Raw genomic sequence first — 3,876 nt, forward strand, 5'->3', positions numbered from 1 at the left:
GTGAGGCGTCCGGCTCGTGGGCTCGGTGATGTGTACAAGAGACAGGCCCCGGCCCCGCCGGGAACGAGTCCGAAACCGCCGGCGAACCGTCCGCGTTCGCCGGGGAAGCGTCCGGAGGGAAACGCTCTGGAGCCGTTCCGAGGGCGGCCGGGACGTCCGCTCCGGGCGGGTTTGCGCCGCCGGGGGCGTATCCGGTGGCTCGCGGGCGGGCGGTGCCCTACGGGGCTGGGTACGGGCCGCCGCCTCCGCCGGCGTTCGTCTTCGAGCCGACCAAGATCGAGAAGGCGCTCCGGGCGTGGAAGCAGCCCGCGCGGCCGATGGCGCCGTCGCTGGTGGCGGGGGCGGTGATCGCCGGGGTGATCGGTGCCGTCACGCTCGGTCCGCAGCTTCGCGAGGGGCTGTTCGGGGTCGGCGTCGTCATCGCCGCCGTGGCCGTCGCGTACGTGGGGGCGGCGTCGGCGTGGTCGGCGGGGCGGATCGTGCGGCCCGCCACCGCGAAGCGGAAACGCCGCGTCAACCGGACCGCGCTCGTGTTCGGGCTGCTCACCATCGCGCTGACCTCGATCGCGGGGCTGCGGGACGCCCCGTGGGTCGTCGTGCCCGCACTGCTGCTCGCCGGAGCGGTCGGCTCGTACGCGGCGTCGGGCGGACGGTCCTGGGCGGAGGTGCTGTTCGGCGGGGTCGCCGTCCTGCCTTCGGGCGCCGCCATGATCCCGTGGGCGGTACGGGGCGCGTACGGGACGGTCACGTCCGACAAGAGCAACGCGTGGCCGATCATCCGGACGGGCGCGATCGCGGGCGGGCTGGTCGCGGTGTTCGGCGCGCTGTTCGTCGGCGGGGACGCGGCGTTCGGCAGCCTCGCCGCCGACCTCGTCCCCGAGGTGTCGCCGCTCTCGGTCATCGCGTACGGGTTCGCGGGCGGCGCGACGCTGGTGCTGGCGACCGCCGGCGCCTACCTCGGGCAGTCGCCGCCGCCGCTTCGGATGCTGAGCCCGGAGCCCGGGAAGCCGGCCGGGCGCTGGTCATGGGCGGTGCCGATCGCGGCGCTCGACCTGCTGTTCCTGGTGTTCTGCGCGATCCAGGCCGGGGTGTTCCTCGCCGACGACAAGGACGCGCTGCTGCGCTCGACCGGGCTGACGTACGCCGAGTACGCGCGGCAGGGGTTCTTCCAGCTCGTCGTCGTGACCGTGCTGGTGCTGGCGGTCGTCGCCGTCGCCAAGCGGTACGCACCAGAGGGAAGCCGTGGCATGGTCCGGGTGCTTCTGGGGCTGCTGTGCGCGCTGACGCTCGTCGTCGTCGCGGTCGCACTGCGGCGGTTGTACCTGTACGAGCAGACGTTCGGCTGGACGCGGCTGCGGCTGTGGGTGCACGCGTTCGAGTTGTGGCTCGGCTTCGTCGTGGTGCTCGTGGCCGTCGCCGGCGTCGTCAAGGGGCGCGTCCCCTGGCTGCCGCGTGCCGTCGCCGCGAGCGGCGCGGTCGCGATGCTCGTCCTCGCGCTGCTCAACCCCGACCGGTTCATCGCCGAGCACAACGTCGCCCGCTACCAGGACACCGGCAAGATCGACGTCCCGTACCTGCGGGACCTGTCCGCCGACGCCGTGCCGGCCCTGGACGAACTCGCCGAGCCGATGCGGACGTGCGCGCTGCGCGAGATCGCCTTCGAGCTGAGGGAGGACGAACCGGCGATGAGCGCCAACCTCTCGCGTGCCAGGGCCCGGAAGATCCTGGAGCGGCGCCCCGTCGACGGGTCGGCGGACTGCTTCAGCCCGTCTCGTCCATGATGAGCAGGGCGTAGGCGGCGATGGTCGAGTCGTCGGTGATGCGGCCCTCCCGGATGAGCGCCTTGAACTCATCGCGGGAGAACCACTTCTGCCGCATGTCCTGCTCCTCGGGCTCCCGGTCGGCCTCCCCGGCCTCCAGGTCGGACGCGACGAAGATGTTGAAGCCCTGGCCGCTCGTCCCGTGCGCGCAGTTCAGCCGGCCGAGGTGCGTCAGCGTCCCGGCGCGCAGGCCCGTCTCCTCGGCGAGCTCCCGCCGGGCCAGCTCCTCCGGGTCGGCCTCCCGCCGGCCGGGGAGCGAGCCCTGCGGGAAGTTCCAGGTCCGCTTCCCGATCGGGTACCGGTACTCCTCGACCAGGTGGAACCCGTCGCCCTCCAGCGGGATGACCAGCACGAAGTCGGGCTTGTCGACGACGCCGTAGATGCCGCGCGAGCCGTCCAGCCGCTCGACCTCGTCCTCCCGGACGACCATCCACGGGTTCTCGTAGACGATCCGCGTGCCGACCTGGCGGACGGCGGGTTCCTCGGTCATAGGACGCTCATACTCCCACCCGCGTCAGGTGCGGCGGATGCTGACCACCTCGCCGGAGTCGCCGACCGCCTCGCGGGACGGCGGGATGATCCGCTCGCCCGCGTTGTCGGCGAGCAGCGCGCGGGCGCGCAGCACGATCTCCAGGTCGAAGCGCAGGTCCGGGTCGAGCAGCTGGTCGCCGAACAGCTCCTCCAGCTGGCGCAGCCGGTACCGGACGGTCTGCGGGTGGACGTGCAGCCGCATCGCGACCTCGTTGGCGTTGCGGCCCGACTGCAACCAGGCCAGCAACGTCTCGGCGAGCCGGTCCTGCTGGCTCGGCCGCAGGTGCGCGAGCGGGGCGAGGCGCAGGTCGGCGAGCGAGGTGATGAGCCCCTCGTCCTGGAACAGGATCAGCGTGGACATGTGCTCCACGCTGCGGATCACGCCGCTGTCCGCCTCGATCACGCCGCGCTGGACGAGGGACAGCGTCTTGCGCGCCCACTGGATGGACCGTGCCGCCTCCATCAGCGGGACGGTCGGGCCGACGACGGCGAGCGTCCCGGACAGGGCACGGTCGACGAGCTTCGCGCGGCCGGGGCCGTCCGGGTCGGGGATGATCAGGCTGGGGGTGCGACGGGTGAGGTCGGCGAGCACGTCCGGCGGGAACGCGGGCTGCCGGCTGTCCTGGTGGTGCCGGCCGAGCGCGACCGCGGCGATCGTCCGCGGGATGGGCCAGTGCGCGGCGGCGGCGAGGTCGGCGATGGCCTCCTGCGCGGCCGGCGGGTCGGCGAACAGCAGGTCGAGCAGGCGCTTGCGGCGGCGCTGCATCTCGCCCGCGACGGCGGCCTTGGCCTGGGAGAACCCCTCGGCGGCGGCGTGCGCCAGGTCGTCCTGGAACTCCATCAGGACCTCGCCGACGGCGCCGAGCGTGCGCGGCGACACCTCCAGCACCTCGGCGCCCTCGGTCATCCGCCGCCACGCCACCATGCCGCCGACCCGCATCGCGGTCTGCATGGCGTCGAGGCTGCGGCCCTCGCCGGCCTCGCCGCGGCCGATGGCGCGGAAGAAGTCGGTCACCGGGGCGGGATCGTGCGCGGGGTCGGCCACCCGGTCGACGAAGTAGTGCAGGACGCGCTCGACGGCGAGCCGCAGGGTGCCCGAGTAGGAGCCGTCCCCGGGGCGGTCGTACTCCCTGACGCGCGACTGGATCTCCTGGATCATGTCGTCCGCCACCTCGTCGAGGTGGGGGCGCATGTGATCTGCCAGTTCCCTGGGCAGATCCGCCCACGGGCGCCCGGTGGTGGTCGAACCGTCGTTCGCCACGGAACCTCCCCTGCTCGTCCCCCAGCGTTGCGCGCCGTACACAGGGGGTAATTACTTACTTATGGGACCTGTGTGAGGCAAATCATGACCCGTGGCGTCCCCGGGCGCAAAGTCTAGGTCGACTTTCGACCAGCTTCGGCCGACCGGATGACAAACTGGTGACACCACAGCCAACCCCCGTCACCTGCGGCGCAACGGTGCGCGCGTGTCACGCGGTCCCGGTTCGGTAGACGCCCGGTGACCCCCGGTGACCCCCCGGTGACC

At 72.8% G+C, this 3,876-nt stretch carries 3 protein-coding genes; 1 reads left to right on the forward strand and 2 read right to left on the reverse strand.

The window, feature by feature from the left end; all coding sequences use genetic code 11:
• Positions 1–194: 194 nt before the first annotated feature.
• Complete coding sequence (locus HUX53_RS42705; protein ID WP_176406487.1) at positions 195–1,781, forward strand: DUF4153 domain-containing protein; 1,587 nt, start codon at positions 195–197, stop codon at positions 1,779–1,781.
• Here the strand turns inward: HUX53_RS42705 and HUX53_RS29475 are convergent.
• Both HUX53_RS29475 and HUX53_RS29480 read right to left on the reverse strand, forming a co-directional pair.
• Entirely contained in the window at positions 1,762–2,310 is a 549-nt protein-coding gene (locus tag HUX53_RS29475; protein ID WP_176406488.1) for an NUDIX hydrolase, read from the reverse strand. The two genes, HUX53_RS42705 and HUX53_RS29475, sit on opposite strands and share 20 nt — an antisense overlap.
• 24 nt (positions 2,311–2,334) lie before the next feature.
• Positions 2,335–3,612 carry a helix-turn-helix domain-containing protein gene (locus HUX53_RS29480; RefSeq protein ID WP_176406489.1) on the reverse strand — a complete coding sequence of 426 codons (1,278 nt, stop codon included), beginning with the start codon at positions 3,610–3,612 and terminating at the stop codon, positions 2,335–2,337.
• Positions 3,613–3,876 lie beyond the last annotated feature (264 nt).

Source organism: Actinomadura sp. BRA 177, from assembly GCF_013372625.1.
Classification (GTDB): Bacteria; Actinomycetota; Actinomycetes; order Streptosporangiales; family Streptosporangiaceae; genus Spirillospora.